General features: G+C 70.0%; 1 protein-coding gene. It reads left to right on the forward strand.

Annotated elements, in window-relative coordinates:
* Positions 1 to 283: OprD family outer membrane porin (locus tag ACLEJQ_RS25850; RefSeq protein ID WP_440799953.1), on the forward strand; the 283-nt coding region annotated here is incomplete at both ends.

Raw genomic sequence — 283 nt, forward strand, 5'->3', positions numbered from 1 at the left:
CGACGGCGGTCGCGGCACGGCGGGCACGCAGTTGCTGCCGGTGCACGATGACGGGCGTCCGGCCGATGACTTCGGGCGCCTGGGCGTGGCGCTCAAGGCCAAGGTGTCGAAGACGGAGCTGAAGGTCGGCGAGTGGATGCCGGTGCTGCCGATCCTGCGTTCCGACGACGGCCGCTCCCTGCCGCAAACCTTCCGTGGCGGCCAGGTGACCTCTACCGAGATCAACGGCCTGAGCCTCTACGGCGGGCAGTTCCGTGGCAACAGCCCGCGCAACGACGCGAGT

The sequence above is a fragment of the Pseudomonas sp. SMV71 genome, from assembly GCF_052042015.1.
In the GTDB taxonomy this organism is placed as follows: domain Bacteria; phylum Pseudomonadota; class Gammaproteobacteria; order Pseudomonadales; family Pseudomonadaceae; genus Aquipseudomonas.